Origin of the sequence: Paenarthrobacter sp. NyZ202 (assembly GCF_049860755.1) — a bacterium.
Classification (GTDB): Bacteria; Actinomycetota; Actinomycetes; order Actinomycetales; family Micrococcaceae; genus Arthrobacter.
In genome coordinates this window covers 3,819,791-3,841,469 of record NZ_CP187556.1, presented here as the reverse complement: position 1 = coordinate 3,841,469, position 21,679 = coordinate 3,819,791, and the positions used below count along the sequence as shown (strand labels likewise).

Genomic DNA, 21,679 nt, shown 5'->3' with positions numbered 1-21,679 from the left:
CCCAGCGCTGGGAACAACCACAAATGCGAGCTAGTTGGGACCCCTACTCCGCGAACAGCGCCGCCAGGTCCTCCGCCGTCAAGGAACCACCGGCCAAGGCATCGCCTTCCATCACGTCCGCGAACAGCTGCGACTTCTTGGCTTTCAACGCCATGACCTTTTCCTCGATGGTGTCCTTCGCCACCAGCCGGTACACCATGACGTTCCGCGCCTGCCCAATCCGGTGTGTGCGGTCCACGGCCTGGGCCTCGGACGCGGGGTTCCACCAGGGGTCCAGCAGGAACACGTAATCGGCCTCGGTCAGGTTCAGCCCGAAGCCACCGGCCTTCAAAGAGATGAGGAAAACCGGCGCGGTGCCGTTCTTGAATTCGCTGACTACGTCGCCACGGTTCCGGGTGCTGCCGTCGAGGTAGCAGTACTCGATCCCCTCGGCGTCCATCCGCTCGCGGACCTTGCCCAGGAACCCGGTGAACTGGCTGAAGATCAGCGTCCTGTGGCCCTCGGAGATGATGTCCTCAAGCTGCTCAAAGAGGACGTCCAGCTTGGACGAGCGCACGGCAGCAAGCGAGGAATCCACCAGCGAGACGTCCAGGCTCAGCTGCCGCAGCAACGTCAAGGACTGGAAGATCGTAAAGCGGTTTTTGTTGACGTCGTCGATCAGCCCCAGGATCTTCTGCCGCTCGCGTTGGAGATGCGTCTGATAGACCTTTTGGTGCCGCGGGTTGAGAACCACCTCGAGCACCTGTTCCTGCTTGGGTGGCAGGTCCTGGATGACCTGTTCCTTGGTGCGGCGCATCATGAGCGGACGCACACGACGCCGGAGCTTGGCCAGCTGCGCCGAGTCACCGTTCTTCTCCACCGGTTTTTGGTAGTTCTCGGCGAACCTCTTGGGGCTCGGGAACAGCCCCGGTGCCACGATCGACGTCAGCGACCAGAACTCCATGAGGTTGTTCTCCAGCGGAGTGCCGGTGATGGCCAGCTTGAAGCGGGCAGGCAGCTTGCGCGCGCACTGGTACGCCTTGGACTGGTGGTTCTTGACGAACTGCGCCTCATCCAGCATGAGCCCGGCCCACGGGAGCGAAGCGTAGGCCTCGTAGTCGATGCGGAACAGCGCATACGAGGTAATCACGACGTCGGCACCACTCAGGGCTTCCGACGGCACCAACCCGCTCTTGGCAAACGTCTCGGAGACGGTACGTACGTCAAGGCCCGGGGCAAACCTCTGCGCTTCCGAGGCCCAGTTGCTCACGACGCTCGTGGGAGCAACCACCAGGAACGGAGCCCTCTCATTCCCGCTGGAGCGGGCCAACTCCTGCGCCGCGCACATCAACGCAATGGCCTGCACGGTTTTGCCCAGGCCCATGTCGTCCGCCAGGACCCCGCCCAGGCTGTGCTTGTACAGGAAGCTCAGCCAGTTGAATCCCTCCAGCTGGTACGGACGCAGCTCAGCGTTAAGTCCGGCCGGAAGCGGCAGCCCGGTCACGCCGTCGTCGAGCAGGCCGCCTACCGACTCCCGCCACGCGGCGGCTTGCTCGTCCACGATCCCCAACTGCGCTAACTCGTCCCACAGCCCGGCCTGGAAGCGGCTGATCTGCAGGGTTCCGTCCTTGTTGTCCGGATTGTCCTGCAGCGAGCGGGCTTCATCGATGAGTGCCCGGAGTTGGTGCAGCTCGGGGAGGTCCAGGGAGAAGTGGGCGCCGCTGGGCAGGAGCATGCGGGTTTGCCCGGCGGCGAGGGCCGAGAAGACGGCGGCGAAAGATACCGGTTCGCCCTCCAGCGTGATCACGATGCCAAGATCGAACCAGTCACCGCTTGCCGTCTCCTTGGTGGAAATGGACACGACGGGCGCTTCTTCGGCTTCGCGGTAGTCGGCGATATCGCCGGACGTTTCGACCACGACGTCGGGCAAATCCCGCAAACGCGGCAGCACCTCTTCGGTGAAAGCCAGGGTGTCCAGGCCGCTCAGTTCAGCCGTGGCCGTCAGCCGGGGAGCACCCCAGCCACCGGTGGACGATTCCGCGAGGGCAGGGACGATTTCCCAAGGATGCCCGAGTGATTCAAGGATGCGGGCCTCGGCTGCGTCGTCCCGGTATCCGCGGTCTTCGGGGTGCCGCCACAGGGGCTGCGCCGTGACCAGGGTGCCCGAGGTGTAGTGCCACTCCCAGTGCAGCCGGACCTTGTGATCGTTTCCGTAGTTGGCCAGCAGTGACAGTGAAGGCACGGCCAGGGTGGGCAGTTCCACCGACTCATCCGCGGCCTGGACTGGTGTGGACTGCCGCAGCTTGGGGTAGAAGGACGTCAGGAAGCGGCCCTCGTCTTCCGCAGGAATTTGCAGCGTGGACCCGTCGGTGACAAATTCCAGCAGTTCGTCGCTGATGCTCCCCTCAATCGGGGCGAGGGTGATGAGGTTCTTCTGCTGCGTGACGCCTGGCAGCGTTTCCGGCCCGGAATGCGTGAAAAAGACGCCGTTCGCGGGCTTGCCCAGGAACCCCACGGACCCCGCATCAACCTGCTCCCCACCCACGGTCACCGACGGCGAAAGCTGCAGGCCGCCGTCGGGCTTTCCGTTGTGGCTTGCGTCAGCGCCCTGGCGCGCCAGGGTCAAACCCACGACGGCGGGTTGCGGCTCCACGCGCACTGGCTCGCTTCCAGCGGCGTGGATCAGCGGGATGCCCGCCTTCCTGGCATCCTCGAGAAGGGTCCAAAGGTTTCTGCCGGCGAAGTCGTTCAGGCTCAGCCACATGGCACCGGATGGTTGCTGCCGGCCGTTGGGGGAACCATGGGCGGCCAGGAACGTTTGCAGCCACTCAACGTGGGCCTCGTTGAACTCGCGGCGGAAGCTGATGTAACTGAGGTTGTTCCATGACACGTCGCCCCTGATCCACTTGCCTTTGGCGCCCATCATGACCGGACGGGCCTTCAGCTGCCGGACGCTACGCATGGGATCCCGACGCCCTGTGTAGGTGAAGTGGGCGGCCGGTTCCTCAACCTCGAACTGGAGGGCCAGAGGGATGCCGGCCGCGTGGGGAACCGTGCCGGGCTTGGCGATGAGCCTGTTGAGGGCAAGTTCCCAGGCCGGCCTGGACGCAGGTGGGCTGTGGGGGGCAGCGGTCTGCATGCCCGGGGCCTGGGCCAGGAGTTGGGCCCGGATGGTGGGATGGTCCTCGGCGGTGAAGAGGAGGGCGGCGACGTGCTTGCAGTCCTTCCGGACGGGGCAGCTGCAGATTCCCACGGTGCAGCTCCACCCGCTGGGTTTGCGCACCAGCTTGGCCGAGGTGGAGTAGGGCTGCGGACCGGTACCGCGGACTTTGCCGAGCAGGAGGCCCGTGCCGGAATCGAAGGTTATGCCCGTCACCCGGCTGCCCATGGCGTACGCCAAGCCTGCCGCCAACGAACGATCAGTGATGGCAGGTGTTTGTATGGCCAGTTCCCAATTGTCATCGGGGTGGGACGGCATGCAGGCGGCTACTTTCGACAGGAGGCTATCTGTTCAATCTTAGTCAGGCAGGACCTGCCCCCAAACTTCGCCCACCGTTAACCTCAACCTCGATTCCTGCGCTGATGGCGCAGCTACGTTGAAAGTGTCCGGAGCACCACCCGCTTTCAGCAGTGAGGATTTCCCATGACTACCAACGAGTACCCCGTCGTCCTGAACAAGAGCGCCGTCGAAGCCGGCAGCGCGGACGTTGTGGATTCAAACGTCAATGTGGTGAATGAGATGTACGCAGAACTCCTCAACAGCGATGAGATCGCCCCGGCCGCGCTCAACAGCTACTTTGTCGACTTCTACCTGACACAGGCCCTGGCTGGAGGCTTTGCCCAGTACGTGTTTACGGCACCCGAGCGCGAAGAAGTGGACGGGTTCGTCCGCGCAGGCCTGGAAGCCATCGGCGCCCACCGGCACGCGGACCTTTTCGACCGCACGGCCGCGGCCTTCGATGCCCTGACCGAAGATGAAGCCGAGGCCTACCTCGACGGGGAACTTGATGACACCGAGGGGGTCACCGCGCCGGTGGCATTGCTGGACGAGCTCGACGGCGAGTTCGAGGCGCTGCTCGAGGAAGAAGACCTGGTGGAGCTCAACGGAGAATACCTGCGCCGCCAGCCGGACCTGCTGGCCCTGTCCGACGAGGACCTGGAAGCCCACATCGCCGAGCGGGTTTCCCGCATCCCCGACCTTGCCGGGCGTCAGGCCGAGGCGGAGGAAGAAGCGCTGGCCAGCGCGCCCGATTTTGAGATCATCATCCGCGAATTGTGCGACGTGGCGGGCTACCAGCTGGAGAGGATCACCATGGGCGATCCCAACTACGATCACGACGGCGGGACCATCCTCGCCTGGCACTTCTCCACGGACCATGGCGACTACATCATGATCGAGGAAGAGGATGAAGCCTTCATGATCCATCCGGAGACGAAGGAGATCATCGCCGCGGTGGAGTTTGAGGAGTCCGACGAGTTCGTGGAGGCCTGAGTTTCCCTCGCCCCGGCCCCGGCCCCGGCCGCCCCGGCCCGGCCCACGCCGAGATCGCTGGAACGCTGTGGGATCGCCGGAGTTTTCCAGCGATCCCTGCAGCTTCCGGCGACCTGGACGAGCTCTTGGCATTGAGGCCGATGGGATCCACGGCAGCGTGTCGTTCGAGCCGCGCAGTGTTTCCGCTATTTCGTCCCTCGCTTTCCACATAGCAAGGCCGAGCCCTTCTGCGGCAGGAACGGGCCCGGTGATGCTGGTCCGATGGAAATATCGTCAGCGACTTCGGTCACGCCTGTCTTGGCATTACCGTCGAGCGGCTACATGTGGAGAACCGATGAACTGCTCCGCTTCGGGCTGAATGCCCGAAAAATCAAGGCGTTGGTCAACTCGGGGGAACTCCACCGCTTGAGGTACGGCTGCTACATCAGGTCCAGCAAGTGGAACGCCATGGGTCCGAGGCGGAAGGCGATGGAGCGCATCGTGGCGCACGCCCATGGCACACTGACAACCTCCTCGGGCGGTTTCGTTTATAGCCACCTTTCCGCGGCGCGGCTCCACGGATTGTTCGTGTGGGGGGGTCGATGACAAGGTCCATGTGCTTTCTCAAGTCAGGCCTTCTTCGGACCGCTGGGGCAAGGATGTCACGGGACACACGGAGAACTTCACGGAGGACGACGTCGTGATTGTGCGGGGCCTGCGGGCGACCTCGCTGGAACGCACCATGTTCGACTGCGCAAGAATGCTTAGCTATCCGAAGGCGTTGGTGATTATGGACCATGGGCTGCGATTGGGCGCTAGCATCCAGTCGCTTACCCGGATGCTGGCAGCCTCCAGCGGCAAACGGGGTATCCGCACCCTGCGCAAGGCACTGGAGAACGCAGATCCGCGCTCCGAGTCTGCTGGGGAGACGCTCACCCGGGACCTGATGCAGAGATTGCGCATCAGGCCCCCTCAGCCGCAATTCAAGGTCCAAACCCGCATAGGCCGGCATCGCATGGACTTTGCGTGGGAAGAAGAAAAGCTGGGTTTGGAGTTTGACGGGCGAACCAAGTATTTCGACTACAAACCCACGGATGAGGTCATTTTCCAGGAACGCCGGCGTGAGAAGGCGCTCATGGAAGACGGCTGGCGCTTCATCCGGATCGAATGGAAGGACTTGTTCCAGGAACGGGCCTTCAAGGAACGCATCCTTCGGGCGCTCAGGTGATGGCGGCTGTGCCCAATCCGCTGGAACCCTGCGGGCTCGCCGCAAATTTGCGGGGGTATGGGCAGGCTTCCCGCGAACTCGGCGTGGCAGGGGCGTGGCAGGGGCAGGCGCAGGCTTCCCGAACAGCCCTCAGTATCCTGACGTCGCAGCCCCCTTGACCATCTCTCCGCTCGGGCTCACCAGATACCAAACATCGTTGACGCCCTGGCCCAGCACGTCCCCGGGTTTCTTGTCCTGTGCGAAGTAGTACAAGGGCAGCCCGTTGAGTGTGACCTGCTTCTTTCCGTCAGGCGTTGCTATGGTTCCCAGGGTGCCGGTGACGCCGTCCGCGGTGGGGGTGTCCGCCGTCGTCGTGAAAACCGGCCAGGCGGCCAGGCAGGCGCCGGTGCACGCGCTGGTTCCCGAGTCCTTGCTGTCCTTGGTGAAGAAGTAGAGGCTCATGCCTTTGCTGTCCACCACGATCTGGCCGGCACTGGACGAGGCTGTCTTCAGGTCTGCGGCCACTGCAGGGCTTGAAGCCGACGCCGAGGTGGCCGTCGGTGCCGGGGTTGCCGTGGTTCCAGGGCTTCCACCACACCCTGCAAGAAGGGCGGCCAAAGCCACAACTGCCACTCCGAGGCCCACTTTTCTGTTCATGTCCAGCTCCTTCGACGGACCGGCCGGTGGGACCGGCGCCAACCCTTACGACGCTGTCCGACCCGGAACGGTTCATGACAGTGAACCTTTCCCGCCTGCCGCTCGTCGTACATGATGAACAAAGCGCAAGGAGGTGGCCATGCCGTTGGACGAAGACGTCGTCGCAGCGATCTACCGCGACCACGGTACGGCCCTGAAACGCTTCGTCCTCAGTTGCACGCCGGATGCCCATCAAGCGGACGACGTAGTCCAGGAGACCATCCTCAAGGTGTGGCAGCACGCCCCGCAGATCACCGGGAGCCTGCGCAGCTACCTGTTCAGGACGGCCCGCAACGTCATCATCGACAACTACCGGAAAGCGCAGCGGCGCCCACCGGAGGCAGGTGAACACGAACTGCCGGACCATGCGGCAACCGAACGGGTTGATGAGTTACTGAACCGGGTCCTCATGGAGGAGGCGCTCCTGAGGCTCAGCCACGAACACCGCGAGGTGGTGGTGGCCCTGCATTACCAGCGGTACACGGTCAGCGAAGCAGCCCTGCACCTGAACATCCCTGCCGGAACCGTGAAGTCCCGGGCCTTCTACGCCGTGAAGGCCCTCCGAACGATCCTTGATGAAATGGGGGTGGAACGATGAACGGCAACTCCGTCCACCACTTGCTGGGCGCATACCTGCTGGGCGGTCTGACCCCTGACGAGGCGCGCGGCTTCGAAGAACACCTCGCCCGCTGCCCCGACTGCCGCACCGAACTCGAAGCCCTGGAAAGCCTCCCGGCGTTGCTCGATGCCGTGCCCAGGTCCGACGCCGTGGCGCTGACCGTGGCTGGCACCGCTGGTTTGCCGGCTGATCCGGCCCCCGACTCGGTGCCGCAAAAGGCGCTGGTTGAGCTTTCCCACCGTCAGCGGACATCACGACGGCGGTGGGCGGCTTGTGTGGGGACGGTCGCCGCGGCTTGCCTGGCAATCGGCTTCCTGGCCGGACCACTGGTGAACCAACCACCTCAGCCGGATGCCACCTATTCCGTCCAGTCCGGCGATGGCTTGCAACTCAAGGTGGGCATGGTCAAGAAGAATTGGGGCACCGAACTGGCAGTCGAAGGCCAGAGCATGCCCAGGGAAGGCACCCTGTACCTGTGGGTGAAGGGCCGTGACGGTGCCGAGGAACGAACCTGCGGGTGGACAGCTACGTCCAGCGGCCGGATCAGGATCACGGGCGCTACACCGGTGCAGCTGGCCGGGATCGCGGGAGTGGAGCTAAGGGACGCGTCGGAGAAGACGGTGGCCTCGATTTCAGTTCCCTGAGCTTGCTTGAAGTTCAGCTACCAGTGCCGGGTCTTCGCAGGCCCGGGCAAAGGCCTCAATCCTTTTCTCGATTTCGCGGCCCAGAAGCCACCTGCCCGCCCTGTCGGCGAAGGGCTTCAACCACGCCGGGCGGCAGGAGAAGGTGTACTTCCAGACCGCGCGGGTGCCGCCGTCGTCGGGGGTGAAACGCCAGCCACCGCCAAAGTTGGCGAAGAACCACGGGCCGGCCACCATGGTCATGCCCACGTTGCGCGGCGGCGCATAGGAGACGTATTCGGTGACCATGGTCAGGCCCATCCGGGACACGGTCCTGGTTCGAACGCCCTTGGCGGCTGACGTGGCGCCGTCCACGAAGCTTTGGGCGGAAATGAATGGATCCCATCTGAGCCGGAAGGCACCGGTTGTTTGGGACAGGGCGAAAACGGTGTCCGGGTCCAGCCGGATCAGGCGCTCGGCGCGTACCTGGGGCATGTCATGCACCTCCAAGGGCGCCGAGCACCAGGAAGACCAGGAATGCCACCACAAAGATGTTCACTGCCATCAGCGCCAGGCCAATGATTCCCGTGATCCGCCCGGCGTTCATGCGACCGGCCCGGACGACCGCGATCAGCCCCGCGACGATGGCCCCCACTGACAGGGCGCCTGATGCCGCGGCCAGCAGAACGGTGCCAATCCACCAGGACTGGTTGTCCCCGCCGTAATTACCGAGTTGCGAGGCCATGGCAGCAATACCCAGCGGGATGCTCACCACTGCCGGCACGGGGGACATCACCGCACACACGATGCTGGTGATCCCGGCACCGAGGCCCCTGTTGCGGGTCACCTGGCGCGTCTTGTAGTAGTCCAGCGGCGGTTGATAGGTCATGATTCCCCCGAATCGTGCAGCTCAGATCTTCCGGTAGGTGAGGTCGAAGATCATGCGCCCGGCCTCGTGGGCTTTGTTCTCGAAACTCGTCCGGATCCGGCCCTCGAAGCGGGGAGCCCACCCACCTTGGTGGTCGATTCCCTGGTTGGGACCCGTGTGCTCCGTGCTGACCGGTGCACGGCCTTCCTTGACGGGGGCGCCCCCCACCACGGATTCGACGCCGGACTGCCACACGTGGGTGAGCGGGCTTTCCTCGCCGGCCCGCTCGCCGTCGTGCATGTTCTCAAACTCGGTGGACCCGGCCAGGACTTCCCGGACGTGGATGGCGTAGTTGGACCAGTCGGTGGCGATGCGCCAGTACCCGCCCTTTGCCAGGGCCTTGGCCGCCACGGATGCGAACGCCGGCTGGATCAGGCGGCGTTTGTGGTGCCGTGCCTTGTGCCACGGGTCCGGGAAGAAGACCCAGAGTTCGCTGACGGAACCGGCGGGCAGCATGGATTCCAGGACTTCCGGGGCGTTCGCTTCCACCACGCGAACGTTCGTGAGCCCGCGGCTGTTGATTTTCATGATGGTGTTGGCCAAACCCGGCGTGTAGACCTCCACCGCCAGGAAGTCCTTGTCCGGGTTCTGCTCTGCGGCGTGGACCACGGCATCGCCCAGCCCGGAGCCGACCTCCACGATCAAGGGAGCTTTGCGGCCAAAGACTGCCTCGGCATCGAAGACGTAGTCGGGGTGCACGGACGTGTTGGCCACGTGGCGGGGGACCTGGATGGCCCAGCGCTCGGCGTGCTCTTCCCACGCGGCCTGCCTCCTGCCCTGGAGGCGGGTGCCGCGGCGCACAAAACTGACTGGCCTGCCACCGTAGGTTCCATGGGACGCCTGGGTGCCGGGGGTGATGGGGCGCGGGGAATCTGGGGTTTCACTCATGACCCTTCCAGAATACTTCGCCCCTGCCCACGCGGCTGCCCGGGGTCACATCCCGCCCCAACGGGCCCTGGTCATACTCGACTGACAGAATAGGACGTGTGACCTCCTCCCAGAAGCCCGTTTATTCAGAGAAAGACACGGACAAGTCCGCGCGCAACCAGCCGCTGCCCGAGATCGCCGTCGACGCTGAGATCAACGAAGAACCCGCGGCCGCTCCCACCGCGCTGCGGGGTAAACGCGCCCTGGTCTACCTGGCGGTGTGCCTGATCCTCATCGGCTTGAACTTGAGGACGGTCTTCTCCAGTTTGGGTGCCGTCCTGCCGGAAATAACGTCCGACGCCGGCCTGCCGGGTTGGTCCGTTGTGGTCCTGACGACCGTGCCGGTGACGTTACTGGGGGTCTTCGCGCCCCTTGCCCCGGTCCTGGCCCGGAGGTTCGGAGCAGAACGGGTACTGCTGGGAGCCATGCTGGTCCTCACCGCGGGCCTCCTGATCCGACCCGGCGAACTCCCGGGGGCGGGGCATGTGCCTGCACTGCTCGTGGGGACAGCTGCCTGCGGTGCGGCGATAGCCCTGTGCAATGTGCTGCTTCCCGGCGTGGTCAAACGGGACTTTCCGCACCGGCTGGGGCTCATGGGCGGGCTCTACACCACGGCTATCTGTGCTTCGGCTGCCCTCGGCGCCGGGTTCACGTACCCGGTCTTTACGGCAACCGGCCACTGGACTTCGGCGCTGTGGTTCTGGGCGGTGCCTGCCGCCGTCGTGCTTTTGCTTTTCCTGCCGCTGGCCGTCAGGCAGCACCCCGTCCGTCACCAGGCCACCACCGGCGGCGTCAACGTGTGGCGCTCCGCGGTGGCGTGGCAGGTGACCGCATTCATGGTGCTGCAGTCGATGATGTCGTTCAGTGTCTTTGCCTGGTTGGCGCCGATCCTGCGGGACCGGGGAGTGGATGGCGCGACGGCGGGGCTGATCGTGTCCGTGTCGATTGTGCTGCAGATGCTCGGCTCGCTCTTTGCGCCGGCGCTCGCCACACGCTTCAAGGACCAGCGGGCGATCAATACCGTGGTGGCGCTGATGACCGGCGGCGGGTTTGCGTTGAGCATTTTTGGACCGGGTGAGCTGATCTGGGTTTGGACGGGGTTGCTTGGGCTCGGCCAGGGTTCGCTCACTGCCGTGGCCTTGACGATGATCATGGTCCGGACGCGCGACGCCCACACTGCCGCGCACCTGTCCGGGATGATGCAGGGCGTTGGCTACGGAGTGGGCTCCACCGGAACGCTTCTGGTGGGGCAGCTTCACCAGGCAACGGGTGGGTTTGCCGCCGCGGGGATCCTGTTCCTGGTGGTCGGATCCCTGGCGGCGTTCTTCGGGTACCGCGCAGGCCGCAACCGCTTCGTTTAACCCATCTGGGTCGCAGTTGTGCGCGTTTTGAGGGCTCAAAACGCGCACAAATGCGACCCAGTTGGGAGGGCGGGGCGGGGTTAGACGGTCAGGTCCTTGCCCTTTGTCTCCGGGATCGTGAACACGAAAGCGATGCTGATTACCAGCAGGATCACCGCGTACACGTTGAACAGGTAGCCCTGGCCGATCGTGCCCAGCCACGTCTGCAGATACGGGGCCGTGCCACCGAACGCTGCTACGCAGATGGAGTACGGAACACCCACGCCCACGGTACGGATGTGGGTCGGGAACAGTTCAGCGTAGACGGCGGGAACGATCGCGGCGCTGCCTGCGATGAAGAACAGCATCACGGACATGGAAACTGTGAGCTGCCACGGGGAGTCCTTCAGCAGCCAGGTCATGGGGAAGTGGAACACGGCCGCCCCCGCGGAGGACATGATCAGGACAGGCTTGCGGCCGATGCGGTCAGAGAGCCGTCCCCAGAACGGCAACGCTGCGATGAACACCACGTTGGCGATGACACCGGCCCACAGGGCGGCACCGCGGTCCATCTTCAAAGCCGTTGCAGCGTAGCTGGGAGCCACGACGCCCCAGATGTAGTAGACCACCGTCAGGCCAACCGTCAGCCCGATGACCTGCAGTGCCTGCCTGCGGTACTTCACGATCTGCGGCCACATGGGAGCCCGCTTTTCCTGCGGGGCCTCGGCCTCGAATGCCTCGGTTTCCTTCATCTTGGCCCGCATGATCAACGCGTACACACCCAGCGCGCCGCCGATCAGGAACGGAATGCGCCAACCCCAGGCGCTCATGTCGTCCTTGCTCAGGACGGCGGTCAGGATCGCACCCAGCAACGTGCCGGCCAGGATGCCCGCGGTGCCTGAGGTGTAGATCAGGGTCGCCCAGAAGCCGCGCTTTTCCTTGGGTGCCATCTCGGAAAGGTACGTTTGCGACGACGGCAGCTCACCACCGTGGGCCAGGCCCTGGATGAGCCGGGCCACCAGCAACATGACGGACGCAAAGGCGCCAACGGCAGCGAAAGTCGGTGCGATGCCGATGAGCAGGCTGCCGATTGCGCCCAAGGCCACGGCGATGGTCATGGACGTCTTGCGGCCGATACGGTCGCCGATCCAGCCGAACACGAACCCGCCGAACGGCCGGGCAACGAATCCGACGGCGAAGATCGCCAGGGTGGACAGCACGGCCGATGTGGGGTCGGATGAGCTGAACAGGGCGCTCGCGATGAACGGCGAGAACGTTGCGTAGATGGCCCAGTCGTACCATTCAACGGCGTTGCCGATGCCGGTACCCACGAGCGTGCGCATGTGGGATTTGTGGACCTTGACGTCCGGGGACGTTCCTACGGTGGCGGTCATGGGGTTCTCCAAAGTGGGGCGGGCTGGGGGCTAGTTGCTGGATGCCAGGGCGGCGATGCGGGACACGGCGAGCTCGGCATACAGCGCGGCACCGTCGGTGAGGACGCCGTCGTCGAACGTTGCGTACGGCGAGTGGTTAAAGGGCGACGTCGAGTGGTCGGCGCCGGGGGCCACGGCACTGAGTCCCACGAAGGTTCCGGGAACCTCGGCAAGGACCCGGGAGAAGTCCTCCGAGCCGCTCAGGGGAGTTGCCATCCGGGTGAGGCGGGATTCGCCGAACATGCCTGCGATGACTTTCTCGGCCGTGTTCGTCTCGTCCTCGTCGTTGATGGTGAGGGGGTATTCCTGCTGGTAGTCCACGTCCACCTCCAAACCGTGGGCCGAGGCGATTCCTTTAAGCAGTTTGGGTACTGCAACCATCATCTTCTGCCGTGACTCTTCGGAGAAGGTCCTGATGGTGGCCTCAATGCGGGCAGTTTCCGGAATGACATTGCGTTTGGTTCCTGCGTGCAGCACACCGACGGTGAGGACTACGGGGTCGAACATGTTGAACTGGCGGGTGACCATGACCTGCAGGGCCGTGACCATCTCAGCGGCGGCCGTGACGGGGTCCTTGGCGGAGTGCGGGGCTGAGCCGTGGCCACCGGCTCCCAGGACCGTCACTACCAACCCGTCGGAGGAACTGAGCATCACACCGTTCTTGGTGACGAACTGGCCGTGCGGTTCTAGCGACGAAAACACATGCATTCCATAGGCCGTGTCCACGCGGCGGCCCGCAGCATCCAGGACGCCTTCGTTGATCATGTAGCTGGCGCCGTCGAACCCTTCTTCGCCGGGCTGGAACATGAGGACCACGTCGCCGGCGAGCTGCTCACGCCGCTCGGCCAGCAAGGTGGCAGCTCCGGCGAGCATGGACGTGTGGAGGTCGTGGCCGCAGGCGTGCATCGCGCCGTCAACCCGGGAGGTGTAGTCCACGCCCGTGGTTTCCTGGACGGGGAGGCCGTCCATGTCGGCGCGCAGGAGCACCACGGGCTTCTCGGCCGAAGCGTGGGCCGCGCCGCCTCGCAAAACCGCGGTGACCGACGTCGTATCTTTCCCGAGGGTGATTTGGTACGGGAGTCCGTCCAGTGCCTTGAGTACCTTCTCCTGGGTGCGGGGGAGCTGCAGGCCGATCTCGGGTTCGCGGTGGAGGTCGTGGCGAAGGCGGACGATGTCGTCCTGCAGTTCCTTGGCGTCGGCGGCGATGGTCATTGGTTCTCCTGTGATGCTCGGCTGCGGGTTCCTTATGCCATTCTGTGGTGACCTGATTCACAATCCTGAAAACATCTGGAAAACCGCATTGTTTTGGACGGAGCGCAGGATTCATGCAGCTATGCGCGAGAATGGAGCCATGGAACTCAGTGAAGAAGATCTGCGCCTCATCAACGCACTGCAGATTTCACCGCGCATCAGTTGGTCCGACGCCGGCGATGTCCTGGGCGTCCACGCCACCACGCTGGCCGGGCGCTGGGACCGTTTGCGGGCCGCCGGTGCTGCATGGACCACCGCCCACCTCATGGGCGATCCGAAGAACATGTGCCTGGCCATGGTGGACATCGACTGTGAGATGGACCTGCGGCCAGAGGTGACAGCGGCAGTCGCCGAGCTCCCCGAGGTCATCACGGTGGAAGAGGCTGCCAGTAACCGCGACCTCACGTTGACGGTGATCACGCAGGACCTGGACCAATTCAGCACCAGCCTGTTGCCTCGCCTCAAGGAGGTCCGCGGCCTGACGAAGTACCACACCGCGCTTTGTACCCGGATCCACACCAGCGGCTACGCCTGGCGCCTCAACGTGCTGAGCAAGGCCGAACAACAGGCGCTGCGTGGGCTCGCCGGGCCCGAGTCGGCCAACCCTTCAGCGCCCGACGCAATCGTGGTTCCGCTGCCCGAAAGCCACCTTGCCCTCATTCCGTTCCTGGCCCGGGACGGACGCGCCTCCGCAGCGGAGATTGCGCGCGCCCTGGGACGCCATCCGGCAACCGTTCAGCGCCAGTTGGGACGCGTGCTCGCCAGCAGGATGCTCTCCTTCCGCTGCGAGATCGCCCAGAAGTTCTCCGGCTACCCGGTCACCGTACAGTGGTTCGCCAACGTTCCCGCCGGCCAGCACGAAGCCGCCGCCACAGAGCTCCGCGCCATCAGGAACGTCCGCTTCTCTGCCTCCACCACGGGCAGGACCAACTTCACCATGATCATGTGGCTGCGAACCCTGGCCGAGGTCATGGAGATGGAACTCGCCATCCAGCAGCGCATCCCCGGCGTGGAACTCGTGGAGAGCGTCGTCATGCTCAACACCGCCAAGCGTGTGGGCTGGATGCTCAACCCGGACTCCACGGCAACGGGCACAGTGGTGGCACCTTACGGAGAATTGCTGCCGGGTTCCGTTTAAGTACGACGGCGGGGCTTGGGTACGACGGCGGCGCTCGGCGTGGGTGCCGCGGGTGATCAGTGGCGCCGGGTCGCCCGCAGGACGGTATCCAGGATGGTCGCGGGATTGCCGTCAGGGTCATCGATGGTCCGTTGCCTGGCCTCCGCGACATCCACTGACCACGGCCCGCCCTCAAGCCCCAGGGCTTCCGCCAGCTCATCAGGGGTGAAGAACATCCCCGGCGCGTGATGGTGCCCCCACGGTGCCAGGCCATGTGGGTGATGTCCAACAATCAGGAGTGTCCCACCCGGAGCCACTGCGGCTGCGGCCTTTGCAGTCGAGTCCCGCCAGGGCAGCAAGGGGGAGTGGAGGAATTGCGCCGACACCAGGTCGAATGCAGGTTCAGGCGTCCAGTCGGCCAGATCCTGCTGCTGCCATGTGATGCTGTCCTGCTGCCCGCTCTGCGCTGCGTGGTCTGCTCCCCGCTCCAGTGCCACTGCGGAAACGTCCATGGCCGTGACGGTCCACCCTTGCCTGGCGAGCCAGATCGCGTCTCCACCCTCGCCGCAACCCAGGTCCAGTGCAGTTCCGGGTTTCAGGCCGGCCGCCTCTGCCACCAATTGGGGGTTGGGGTTGCCGCTCCAGATCTTCGGACGCTCGCGGTACATTCCGTCCCACATGTCCACGGCATTGTCTGCGTCTTCGTGGAGATTCAAGCGTCCCTGCTGGTCGCTGGCCTGGTGAGTGCCGCCGTCGTGAGTGTGCGCGTGCTGGTGAGTGCCGCCGTCGTGAGTGTGTTCAGCCATGACCCTAGCGTGCCGGGTGGCACCAAAAGGAGGCAAGCCCCGTTGCCGTTTCAGCAAACCCAACTGACTGGCAGCAGCGGTTGTTTTCAGGGCTCAGAACAACCGCTACTGCCAGTCAGTTGGGGTCGGTCCAGCGCAAAGCCCCCGCCCCGGTCGCGCCAAGTTCGTCCGACGGATTCTGCAGCGTGCAGGATTTCAGGCTCAGGCATCCGCAGCCGATGCACCCGTCCAGATCGTCACGGAGGTGTTGCAGTGCCGCGATCCGTTCGTCGAGTTCCTTCCGCCAGCGGAGGGATAGCCGTGTCCAGTCCCGCTTGGTGGGCGTTCGCCCGTTGGGCAGCGAATCCAAAGCCTCGCGGATGTCCTTCAGCGGCAGGCCCACACGCTGGGACGTCTTGATGAACGCCACGCGGCGCAGGGTCTCCCGCGCGTAGCGGCGCTGGTTTCCGGGAGTGCGTTCGGCGCTGATGAGGCCGTTGCGTTCGTAGAAGTGAAGGGCCGACGCCGACACTCCGCTTCGCTCGGACAGCTCGCCAATGCTGAGTTCGCGATGGATGGTGCCCGGAGCCTGGGGCATGGCTCGACCTCCTGTGCAGGCGTGGTGAATTGACCTCAACAATAGTTGAGGTTTTAGGGTAGCGTCCATGACCCCTGACACCTCCGCAGCCGGTATCCTGCGCCGTCCGTACCTGTTGGCCACCGTGGGTACGTGCGCACTCGTCTTCCTGAGTGCCTTTGAATCCCTCGCCGTCACCACCGTGATGCCGGTGGTGAGCAGGGACCTGAACGGCGCCAGCCTCTACGCGTTGGCCTTCGCTGGGCCGCTGGCTACGGGTGTGATGGGGATGGTGGGTGCGGGCAACTGGTCGGACAGGCGCGGTCCCAGGGCGCCTTTGTACGCGTCGGTGGCCCTGTTCGTTGTGGGTCTCCTCGTGGCCGGAACCGCATCAACCATGGAGATGCTGGTCTTTGGGCGACTGGTGCAGGGTCTCGGCGGAGGAGCCATGACCGTTGCCCTGTATGTCCTGGTGGCCCGGATCTACCCGCCAACCCTGCACGCCAGGATCTTCGCCGCGTTCGCCGCTTCGTGGGTGATTCCGTCGCTGGTTGGTCCCTTCGCAGCGGGGTTGGTGGCCCAGTTGAGCAGTTGGCACTGGGTTTTCCTGGGCGTGGTGGGACTGGTGGTTCCGGCGCTCGCCATGGTGGTTCCGGCCATGCGGGGGATGGCGCCTTCCACTCAAACCGAACCCGTCCCGTGGGCCTTCGGACGCATGGGCTGGGCTGCACTCGCAGCACTGACCGTCCTCGCCCTCAACCTGTCGGCTGAGGTGCCGTCCGTGGGCGGGGTGATTGCCGCCGTCGCGCTTGTCCTTGCGCTGATCGCCGTGCGGCCGCTGGTGCCGCGCGGAACACTCACGGCGCGTCGGGGCCTGCCGAGCGTCATCCTGTCCCGTGGTCTGGCCTCGGCCGCCTTCTTCGGTGCCGAGGTCTACCTGCCCTACCTGCTCACCGAACGCTACGCCTTCACCCCCACGTTCGCCGGGCTCACGCTGACCGGTGCTGCGCTGGCCTGGGCGGGTGCGTCCGCATTGCAGGGTCGGCTCGGCTCACGGCTGGCCGATGCGCTGGCGGTGCGTGTTGGAGCCTGCCTGGTGCTGGCGGCGATTGCGCTGGCATTCGTCACGGCAGCCCTGGGATTTCCGCCGGCCGTTGCGATCGGTGGCTGGCTCTTTGCCGGCTTTGGCATGGGCCTGATGTATCCGCGGCTGAGCGTGATGACCCTTGCGCTGTCCACACCGGAGAACCAAGGCTTCAACAGCGCGGCCATGTCCATCTCCGACTCGCTCGGCGGTGCTCTGGCGCTCGCCTCCACGGGGCTCGTCTTCGCGGCCTTCACGACGACGGACCCGTTTGCGGCGGTCTTCGCACTGACGGCGATCATCGCCGTCGTCGGGGTTGCGGTGGCGCCGCGCGTCGCGGGTCGAAAGCCCGCTACGGGTGGCGGGGCGGGGGCTTCCGACGCCCACCCCAAACTCTCCCTCCCCCAACCCAAGTAGGTCGCATTTGTGCGCGTTTTGAGAGCTCAAAACGCGCACAAATGCGACCCAGTTGGGGGCGCGGTGCAAAGGGGTGCCTCGATCGCTGCTAGAATAGGATCACTTGATGTGCGGTGACGCCCTGAAGGCTTGCTTGGAAGAGCGGGCGCAGGGCATTTTTCATGTGAGAGGCACATCCTGCGTCGATGAACGCGTTCCATTTGGTCCCGGCCAGCGCTGCTGCAGCGAACCGGTAGACCACCTGACTTTTCCTCGGCGAACCCCTGGCCCAACCGGCGTCGGGGGCCGATGTCCGCCACAGGACACCGCCCGAAAGACATGAAGTACATGACTGCTTTTGCTGCCCTTGGCACGCCCAAGGCAATTGTTGAATCCCTCGCCGCCACAGGCATCGAAGAGGCATTCCCCATCCAGGTCAAGACCCTCCCGGACACGCTGGCAGGCCGCGACGTGCTGGGCCGTGGCCGCACAGGCTCCGGCAAGACCATCGCCTTCGCCATTCCCCTTGTGGCCCGCCTGGCCGAACGTGAGGCCTCCTACTTCCGCAAGCCCGGCCGCCCCATGGGCCTGGTCCTTGCTCCGACCCGCGAGCTCGCAACCCAGATCAACGCAACCGTGGAGCCGCTGGCCAAAGCCATGGGCCTGAACACCACGGTGATCTACGGCGGCATCTCCCAGGCGCGCCAGGAGAAGGCTCTCCGCGCCGGCGTCGACATCGTCATTGCCTGCCCCGGCCGCCTCGAGGACCTGATCCGCCAGCGCATCCTGACCCTCGAGTCGGTCGAGGTGACCGTGCTGGACGAGGCCGACCACATGGCGGACCTTGGCTTCCTCCCGGTGGTCAAGAAGCTCATGGACATGACCCCCAAGCAGGGCCAGCGCCTCCTCTTCTCGGCGACACTGGACAACGGTGTTGACAAGCTGGTCAACCGTTTCCTGTCCAACCCGCTGACGCACTCCGTTGACGATCCGCAGGCTGCCGTCACCACCATGGAACACCACGTCCTGGTGGTCAACGACCAGACCGTCAAGAAGCAGCTCATCGTGGAACTGGCCTCCGGTGCCGGACGCCGGGTGCTGTTCATGCGCACCAAGCACCACGCCCGCAAGCTGGCCAAGACCCTGACGGATGCCGGTATTCCGGCTGTGGACCTGCACGGCAACCTGTCGCAGAACGCCCGCGACCGCAACCTGGCCGAGTTCTCCAGCGGTGAGGTCCGCGTCCTGGTCGCTACCGACGTCGCAGCCCGCGGCGTGCACGTTGACGACGTCGAACTCGTCATCCACGTTGACCCGCCCACAGAGCACAAGGCCTACCTGCACCGCTCCGGCCGTACTGCCCGCGCTGGCTCCGAGGGCACCGTTGTCACGCTGACCCTTCCGGAGCAGCAGCAGGACGTCAAGAAGCTCATGCGTGCAGCAGGCGTGGACGTCTCCTTCGAACGCGTTACCGCCAGCTCCCCGCTGGTGGCCGAGCTCGTCGGTGAGGTTGCCGATAAGGTCGATCCCCGCACCCGTGCAGCGCTCCTCGCTGCCAAGCTTCCGCAGCAGGGTGGCGGAACGTCCACCGGCGCCAACGCCCAGCGCAAGCGGGCCCGCCGCTCCGGCCAGGCTGCACCAACCGCGGGTGGCCGTGGTGGTCGCGGCGGACGGGGCAAGGTCGCGGCCGAGCCGGTTCGTACCGACGTCAACCGCGCCGAGCGTCGCGCAGCAATGAACGACGACGTCGCCCGCAACTCCCGCGGTCGCGGCAAGTCCGGTGCCACGCACCGAAATGACGTTCCCGGCTCGCAGGGCCAGAACAGCCGCAGCGGGCGTCCGGCCACGGGGCAGCGCGCCTCCGGTGGACAGCGTTCCGCCACGGCTCCGCGTTCGGCCTCGGCCACCACAACCCGTTCCAGCGGGAACCAGGCCGTGTGGTCATCGAACACGGGCGGCACGGCGGGTGGATCCTACGGTTCGGGCAACTCCGGTCGTGGGAGCTCCGGCTCCGGTCGCCCGGCCCGCAGCGGCCCCCGCCGTGCGTCGGCTCCGGCGTCCAACGAACGCCGCGGCCGATAGCACCAACTCACCAGCCCCGGGCGCGCCACTCTTCCAATTGGGGCCGCTCGGCTCCCAGGGTCGTGGGTAGCCCATGGCCGGGGTGGACCACCGTGTCATCCGGGTAAGCGTCGAACAGCCGTTCCGTGACGTCGTTCAACAGTGACGTGAAGCGTGCGGAATCGTTCTGTGTGTTGCCGACGCCTCCCGGAAACAGCGAGTCGCCACTGAAAATGTGCGCAGGCCCTTCCGGATCCTGGTACACGAACGCAATGGAACCCGGAGTGTGCCCACGCAGGTGGACCGCCCGGACCTCGACGTCGTCGAACCGCTCAACGTCGCCGTTGTTGAGCCGCACATCCACCGGAACGGGCAGCGCATCGGCGTCGTCCGCTCCCGCGGAGGTGCTGGCCCCCGCAACCTTCACCAGCTCCGGCAGCGCACGGACGTGGTCCCAGTGCTGGTGGGTGGTGGCGATCCGGAGCAGTCTGGTGGGCTGGGCCGAGTCGGCAGCGCTGTCTTCGAGCAGTTGCTGAATGGCCGGGAGGTCGTCGGCGGCGTCGATCAACACCTGCGCACCCGTCGCTTTGGACGTGAGCAGGTAGACGTTGTTGTTCATTTCGCTGACTGAGATGCTCCGGATCGTGAGGTCGCGGAGTGAGTGAATAAGCGAGTCCATTCGTTCAGCCTACGTCCTTCGCTTCGCGGCCTTGGGACACCCAGTTCGGGTCGGCGGAGCGTGAACCCACGACGGCGTTCGCGGCTTGGTCGAGCACCTCGAGTTGGGCTTCACCCAGGTCCAGGGACAGTGCGCCCAGGTTCTCGTCGATGCGGTGCGTTTTGCGCGTGCCCGGGATGGGGACCACGGGGATTCCGATCCTCCGGCCTTGGGCAAACAGCCAGGCGAGGGCCACTTGGGCCGGGGTGGCTCCGAGTTGCGCAGCTACGTCCCGGACAGCATCCACCACAGCCTGGTTCGCGTCCAGGGCCCCCTCGCCGAACCGGGGGATCTTGTGGCGGAAGTCGTTCTCGCCCAAGTCGCCTGCGCTGACGGTTCCGGTGAGGAAACCGCGGCCCAACGGCGAATACGGCACAAAGCCAACACCGAGTTCCTTGGCTGCAGGAACAACATGTTGCTCAACATCCCTGCTCCAGATGGACCATTCACTCTGGACCGCGGCAATGGGATGGACGGCGTTGGCCTGCCTGAGCTCCTCGGCTGTCACTTCCGACAAACCGAGGTGCCTGACTTTGCCCTCACGGACCAGCTCCGCCATGGCCTCCACGGTTTCCACAATCGGAACGCGGAGGTCACGGCGGTGCATGTAATAGAGGTCAATGACATCAGTGTCCAGCCGGCGGAGGCTCGCTTCCGCCGCTTGCCTGACGTAGGCGGCATCCCCGCGGACGCCCGAGTAGCCGTCCGCGGGGTTGCCCTCAATGCCGAACTTCGTGGCCAGTTGGATCTCGTCGCGGCGCTCCTTGAGTAGCCGGCCGACGAGTTCCTCGTTGCTGCCCGCGCCATACACATCCGCTGTGTCGATGAACGTGATGCCCGCATCCACGGCGTGCCGGAGTGTTTGCAGGCCCTCTTCAGGATCGATCCCGCCATAAACGGGAGTGAGGGCCATGCCCCCGAAACCGAGCGGACTGACGGACAAGCCGTCCCCGAGGTGAACTGCAGTCATGACGTGCTCCAATACGCGTTTAGGTGCTCTTGAAGGCGTGAACTCCACGTATGCTGCGGGTATTCCTCGGCCCGATTCGACGGGGGAGTGCCCGGCGCTGGTTGGAGCGTTCGGTGCTACTCGGCGCTGGCGGTTTTGTCGCTCTTGTCCGCTGGGAGGGCCTTCAAACCGGCAGCACAGCCCACGATTCCGGCAATGAACAGCAACTTCAGCGGGCTCGCCGGCTCAACACCGGTGACCATGGCCCAGCCGACAGTCAGCGCCGCGCCAATTCCTACCCAAACGGCGTAGGCCGTGCCCAGGGCAATCCGCTTCACGGCGATGCCCAGGCCGATCATGCTCAGGGTTGCCGTGACTGCGAACACCAGGGTAGGAACTGGTTGGGTGAAGCCGCTCGACAAGCCCAGCGCTGTGGCCCACACGGCTTCGAGGATGGCCGAGGCAAGGAGAACCAGCCAGTACGCGCCGGCCTTGTTCGACTTCAGGGTTTGGGTACTCAT

General features: G+C 65.1%; 19 protein-coding genes and 1 pseudogene. 8 read left to right on the top strand and 12 right to left on the bottom strand.

What is annotated here, in order from left to right; genetic code table 11:
* Positions 1-43: 43 nt before the first annotated feature.
* Positions 44-3,457, bottom strand: a complete 3,414-nt coding sequence (locus tag ACPFL9_RS17825; RefSeq protein ID WP_426004261.1) for an SNF2-related protein — start codon at positions 3,455-3,457, stop codon at positions 44-46.
* A gap of 165 nt (positions 3,458-3,622) precedes the next feature.
* Between ACPFL9_RS17825 and ACPFL9_RS17820 the strand changes: the two genes are divergently transcribed.
* Complete coding sequence (locus tag ACPFL9_RS17820) at positions 3,623-4,471, top strand: DMP19 family protein (RefSeq protein ID WP_426004260.1); 849 nt, start codon at positions 3,623-3,625, stop codon at positions 4,469-4,471.
* Between the two features lie 261 nt (positions 4,472-4,732).
* Positions 4,733-5,678 (top strand): annotated as a pseudogene (locus ACPFL9_RS17815) (type IV toxin-antitoxin system AbiEi family antitoxin domain-containing protein).
* A 129-nt stretch (positions 5,679-5,807) separates the two neighbouring features.
* On the opposite strand, the gene ACPFL9_RS17810 reads toward ACPFL9_RS17815, so the two are convergent.
* A complete protein-coding gene (locus ACPFL9_RS17810; RefSeq protein WP_426004259.1) occupies positions 5,808-6,314 on the bottom strand; it encodes a COG4315 family predicted lipoprotein in 507 nt (168 codons plus the stop codon).
* Positions 6,315-6,453: 139 nt separating this feature from the next.
* Between ACPFL9_RS17810 and ACPFL9_RS17805 the strand changes: the two genes are divergently transcribed.
* Entirely contained in the window at positions 6,454-6,951 is a 498-nt protein-coding gene (locus ACPFL9_RS17805; RefSeq protein WP_426004258.1) for a sigma-70 family RNA polymerase sigma factor, read from the top strand.
* Positions 6,948-7,616 carry a zf-HC2 domain-containing protein gene (locus tag ACPFL9_RS17800; RefSeq protein ID WP_426004257.1) on the top strand — a complete coding sequence of 223 codons (669 nt, stop codon included), beginning with the start codon at positions 6,948-6,950 and terminating at the stop codon, positions 7,614-7,616. The genes ACPFL9_RS17805 and ACPFL9_RS17800 overlap by 4 nt, the downstream gene beginning before the upstream one ends.
* Here the strand turns inward: ACPFL9_RS17800 and ACPFL9_RS17795 are convergent.
* From ACPFL9_RS17795 to trmB, 3 genes are read right to left on the bottom strand one after another with little or no spacing between them, the layout of a single operon-like run.
* Complete coding sequence (locus ACPFL9_RS17795; protein ID WP_426004256.1) at positions 7,605-8,087, bottom strand: SRPBCC family protein; 483 nt, start codon at positions 8,085-8,087, stop codon at positions 7,605-7,607. The genes ACPFL9_RS17800 and ACPFL9_RS17795 overlap by 12 nt on opposite strands.
* 1 nt (position 8,088) lies before the next feature.
* Entirely contained in the window at positions 8,089-8,481 is a 393-nt protein-coding gene (locus ACPFL9_RS17790) for a hypothetical protein (RefSeq protein ID WP_426004255.1), read from the bottom strand.
* A 21-nt stretch (positions 8,482-8,502) separates the two neighbouring features.
* Positions 8,503-9,408, bottom strand: coding sequence for a tRNA (guanosine(46)-N7)-methyltransferase TrmB (trmB, locus tag ACPFL9_RS17785; RefSeq protein ID WP_426004253.1), 906 nt, complete (start codon positions 9,406-9,408; stop codon positions 8,503-8,505).
* Between the two features lie 98 nt (positions 9,409-9,506).
* On the opposite strand from trmB, the gene ACPFL9_RS17780 reads away from it, so the two are divergent.
* A complete protein-coding gene (locus ACPFL9_RS17780; protein WP_426004252.1) occupies positions 9,507-10,808 on the top strand; it encodes a CynX/NimT family MFS transporter in 1,302 nt (433 codons plus the stop codon).
* A gap of 80 nt (positions 10,809-10,888) precedes the next feature.
* Here ACPFL9_RS17780 and ACPFL9_RS17775 read toward each other — a convergent pair whose 3' ends face one another.
* Together ACPFL9_RS17775 and ACPFL9_RS17770 are read right to left on the bottom strand one after the other, a co-directional pair.
* A complete protein-coding gene (locus tag ACPFL9_RS17775) occupies positions 10,889-12,181 on the bottom strand; it encodes an MFS transporter (protein ID WP_426004250.1) in 1,293 nt (430 codons plus the stop codon).
* 30 nt (positions 12,182-12,211) lie between these two features.
* Entirely contained in the window at positions 12,212-13,432 is a 1,221-nt protein-coding gene (locus tag ACPFL9_RS17770; RefSeq protein ID WP_426004249.1) for a M20 metallopeptidase family protein, read from the bottom strand.
* Positions 13,433-13,571: 139 nt separating this feature from the next.
* Between ACPFL9_RS17770 and ACPFL9_RS17765 the strand changes: the two genes are divergently transcribed.
* Positions 13,572-14,609, top strand: a complete 1,038-nt coding sequence (locus tag ACPFL9_RS17765) for an Lrp/AsnC family transcriptional regulator (protein WP_426004248.1) — start codon at positions 13,572-13,574, stop codon at positions 14,607-14,609.
* 56 nt (positions 14,610-14,665) lie between these two features.
* Here the strand turns inward: ACPFL9_RS17765 and ACPFL9_RS17760 are convergent, their stop codons facing one another.
* Both ACPFL9_RS17760 and soxR read right to left on the bottom strand, forming a co-directional pair.
* Entirely contained in the window at positions 14,666-15,394 is a 729-nt protein-coding gene (locus tag ACPFL9_RS17760; RefSeq protein ID WP_426004247.1) for an SAM-dependent methyltransferase, read from the bottom strand.
* A 115-nt stretch (positions 15,395-15,509) separates the two neighbouring features.
* A complete protein-coding gene (gene soxR, locus ACPFL9_RS17755) occupies positions 15,510-16,040 on the bottom strand; it encodes a redox-sensitive transcriptional activator SoxR (protein ID WP_426004246.1) in 531 nt (176 codons plus the stop codon).
* Here soxR and ACPFL9_RS17750 point away from each other — a divergent pair.
* Complete coding sequence (locus ACPFL9_RS17750; protein ID WP_426004244.1) at positions 16,039-17,451, top strand: MFS transporter; 1,413 nt, start codon at positions 16,039-16,041, stop codon at positions 17,449-17,451. The genes soxR and ACPFL9_RS17750 overlap by 2 nt on opposite strands.
* A 327-nt stretch (positions 17,452-17,778) precedes the next feature.
* Positions 17,779-19,512 (top strand): DEAD/DEAH box helicase, encoded by a 1,734-nt coding sequence (locus tag ACPFL9_RS17745; protein WP_426007607.1) that lies wholly within the window; start codon positions 17,779-17,781, stop codon positions 19,510-19,512.
* A gap of 7 nt (positions 19,513-19,519) precedes the next feature.
* Here the strand turns inward: ACPFL9_RS17745 and ACPFL9_RS17740 are convergent, their stop codons facing one another.
* The 3 genes from ACPFL9_RS17740 to ACPFL9_RS17730 all read right to left on the bottom strand — a co-directional run bounded on the left by ACPFL9_RS17740 (position 19,520) and on the right by ACPFL9_RS17730 (position 21,679).
* Positions 19,520-20,170 (bottom strand): MBL fold metallo-hydrolase, encoded by a 651-nt coding sequence (locus tag ACPFL9_RS17740; RefSeq protein WP_426004242.1) that lies wholly within the window; start codon positions 20,168-20,170, stop codon positions 19,520-19,522.
* A 4-nt stretch (positions 20,171-20,174) separates the two neighbouring features.
* Positions 20,175-21,179: an aldo/keto reductase gene (locus ACPFL9_RS17735; protein WP_426004241.1), complete on the bottom strand. Its 1,005-nt coding sequence runs from the start codon at positions 21,177-21,179 to the stop codon at positions 20,175-20,177.
* 116 nt (positions 21,180-21,295) lie between these two features.
* Positions 21,296-21,679: a DMT family transporter gene (locus ACPFL9_RS17730; RefSeq protein WP_426004239.1), complete on the bottom strand. Its 384-nt coding sequence runs from the start codon at positions 21,677-21,679 to the stop codon at positions 21,296-21,298.

Bases quoted from the DNA above. Each gene is read 5' to 3' on its own strand.
- ACPFL9_RS17765 (WP_426004248.1), top strand. From the start codon at position 13,572: ATGGAACTCAGTGAAGAAGATCTGCGCCTCATCAACGCACTGCAGATT.
- ACPFL9_RS17735 (WP_426004241.1), bottom strand. From the start codon at position 21,179: ATGACTGCAGTTCACCTCGGGGACGGCTTGTCCGTCAGTCCGCTCGGT.
- ACPFL9_RS17730 (WP_426004239.1), bottom strand. From the start codon at position 21,679: ATGAGTACCCAAACCCTGAAGTCGAACAAGGCCGGCGCGTACTGGCTG.
- ACPFL9_RS17775 (WP_426004250.1), bottom strand. From the start codon at position 12,181: ATGACCGCCACCGTAGGAACGTCCCCGGACGTCAAGGTCCACAAATCC.
- ACPFL9_RS17810 (WP_426004259.1), bottom strand. From the start codon at position 6,314: ATGAACAGAAAAGTGGGCCTCGGAGTGGCAGTTGTGGCTTTGGCCGCC.
- ACPFL9_RS17800 (WP_426004257.1), top strand. From the start codon at position 6,948: ATGAACGGCAACTCCGTCCACCACTTGCTGGGCGCATACCTGCTGGGC.
- ACPFL9_RS17770 (WP_426004249.1), bottom strand. From the start codon at position 13,432: ATGACCATCGCCGCCGACGCCAAGGAACTGCAGGACGACATCGTCCGC.
- ACPFL9_RS17820 (WP_426004260.1), top strand. From the start codon at position 3,623: ATGACTACCAACGAGTACCCCGTCGTCCTGAACAAGAGCGCCGTCGAA.
- ACPFL9_RS17760 (WP_426004247.1), bottom strand. From the start codon at position 15,394: ATGGCTGAACACACTCACGACGGCGGCACTCACCAGCACGCGCACACT.
- ACPFL9_RS17825 (WP_426004261.1), bottom strand. From the start codon at position 3,457: ATGCCGTCCCACCCCGATGACAATTGGGAACTGGCCATACAAACACCT.
- ACPFL9_RS17745 (WP_426007607.1), top strand. From the start codon at position 17,779: ATGACTGCTTTTGCTGCCCTTGGCACGCCCAAGGCAATTGTTGAATCC.
- ACPFL9_RS17790 (WP_426004255.1), bottom strand. From the start codon at position 8,481: ATGACCTATCAACCGCCGCTGGACTACTACAAGACGCGCCAGGTGACC.
- ACPFL9_RS17795 (WP_426004256.1), bottom strand. From the start codon at position 8,087: ATGCCCCAGGTACGCGCCGAGCGCCTGATCCGGCTGGACCCGGACACC.
- ACPFL9_RS17740 (WP_426004242.1), bottom strand. From the start codon at position 20,170: ATGGACTCGCTTATTCACTCACTCCGCGACCTCACGATCCGGAGCATC.
- ACPFL9_RS17750 (WP_426004244.1), top strand. From the start codon at position 16,039: ATGACCCCTGACACCTCCGCAGCCGGTATCCTGCGCCGTCCGTACCTG.
- ACPFL9_RS17805 (WP_426004258.1), top strand. From the start codon at position 6,454: ATGCCGTTGGACGAAGACGTCGTCGCAGCGATCTACCGCGACCACGGT.
- trmB (WP_426004253.1), bottom strand. From the start codon at position 9,408: ATGAGTGAAACCCCAGATTCCCCGCGCCCCATCACCCCCGGCACCCAG.
- soxR (WP_426004246.1), bottom strand. From the start codon at position 16,040: ATGGACGCTACCCTAAAACCTCAACTATTGTTGAGGTCAATTCACCAC.